The sequence below is a fragment of the Spiroplasma endosymbiont of Megaselia nigra genome, from assembly GCF_003987485.1.
In the GTDB taxonomy this organism is placed as follows: Bacteria; Bacillota_I; Bacilli_A; order Mycoplasmatales; family Mycoplasmataceae; genus Spiroplasma.
This window is the reverse complement of sequence record NZ_RCOO01000231.1, coordinates 1-1561: the sequence shown is the minus strand read 5'-3', so window position 1 is coordinate 1561 and position 1561 is coordinate 1. Positions and strand designations below refer to the sequence as shown.

Below are 1561 nucleotides of genomic sequence, written 5' to 3'. Positions count from 1 at the left end.
AACCTGTTACATCAAGCAATAATTTTAATGAATATTTAGCACGATTTTCTTTTATAAAAGATACTATTTTTTGTTTATTTAATTGTAAAAGTCATGGAGATTTTTTAATAATTCATACCTAACTTTATAATAGTTTAAATCTTTTTTTCCAAATGGTTCTTTTGGACCTTTTGGTGTATTTAAAATTCCTTTTTTAAAATTTCTTTGTCATGAATCAAGTGTTTTTATATTTACTTTATATTTTTGTGCAATATAAGTAAGCGATGTTTGTTCAATTTCTTTTACTGTATTTTTTCGAAATTCTGCATTATATGTTTTAAATTTTTGTTCTTTTCCTGCCATTAAAAAATGCACCTCCTCTAAAAGTTTAGTAAAGTTCTTTTTTAATTTTACTTACTTTTTGGGGTGCAGTCTTATTAATAAATATTACAATGGAATAAAAAATGTTATTTAATTAAATAACATTTTTTTAAATTTATTAATTTCTTATTAATTTTTTTTGTTAAATTAAATATATAGATATTGTGTTAGCCTAATTTATGATAAATAAAATTAATTGCTAGGGAAGTGGGAAAAATTAACAATGAAAAAAATATATACTTTCTGCATTATTGCAAGTTCTATTTTTGTTCAAAATCTAACCTTTAATAAAGTTCCTAATCATAGTCGTAATACTCCATTTAGTTTTAATGAAAAACAATATATTCAAACAAGAATTGAAGGAGTTGACAATATTTCTCGTAATGCAATTAAAATTTCTAATAATATAGTTTATTTTGGAACTTCACGGAGAATTTATTTTTTGCCTAATGATACAACAAAAGCAAAAAAAATTAATGGAATTGATGATAATGTTATTGATTTAACAGTTGATCAAAAAAATAATATTTATTATGTAAACGAAGATCATCAAGTATATATTTATGATGGTAATAATGGAACAATTGTTAAAATTGAGGGTTTAAATGATGAATTAGTTGATAATCATATTACTGTTCTTGCATTAGACAGTAATGATACTTTGTATTTAGGGACTTTTGCTGGAATTTATTATTTATTATCAGGGTCAACTAGAGTTGAAAAATTTATTTATGATAACAATGGTGATAATAAAGTTGCTAGAAAAGTTTTTGCTTTAGTGATTGACCACAACGATAATTTATATTTTACTACTGATGAAGCTAATTTTTTTCAATTCAAAAATTAAATAATGAGTATAGTTTAGCTGACGAACATAAACTTAATGAATTAATTTATGCGTTTGCTGTTGATAAAGAAAATAACATTTATTTTGGTAATTATGTGTATTCAAGTATTGAAAAAGAATTAAGAGAGATTGGTTTATTGGATAAAACAGCGTTATCTATTACTGTTGACAAAAATAATAATATTTATTATTCAACAGTACTTGCTGGGGTGTATTTTTTTAAAATGTAAATTGTACTATGAAGTGTAGCAGTTTATTTAATATCATTATAACATCAATAAAATAAATGTTCAATATAATTTATTTTAAAAAAATTTAGTAGTTTTGTCTTAAATTTATTAATTTTGACACACC

Annotated in this window: 3 protein-coding genes; 2 read left to right on the top strand and 1 reads right to left on the bottom strand. The window is 22.2% G+C overall.

What is annotated here, in order from left to right:
- Nucleotides 1-78: 78 nt before the first annotated feature.
- Nucleotides 79-342, bottom strand: coding sequence for a hypothetical protein (locus D9R21_RS06370; RefSeq protein ID WP_126821530.1), 264 nt, complete (start codon nucleotides 340-342; stop codon nucleotides 79-81).
- Between the two features lie 241 nt (nucleotides 343-583).
- Between D9R21_RS06370 and D9R21_RS06365 the strand changes: the two genes are divergently transcribed.
- Nucleotides 584-1207, top strand: a complete 624-nt coding sequence (locus D9R21_RS06365) for a hypothetical protein (RefSeq protein ID WP_241568813.1) — start codon at nucleotides 584-586, stop codon at nucleotides 1205-1207.
- 95 nt (nucleotides 1208-1302) lie between these two features.
- Complete coding sequence (locus D9R21_RS08590; protein WP_255416636.1) at nucleotides 1303-1437, top strand: hypothetical protein; 135 nt, start codon at nucleotides 1303-1305, stop codon at nucleotides 1435-1437.
- Nucleotides 1438-1561 lie beyond the last annotated feature (124 nt).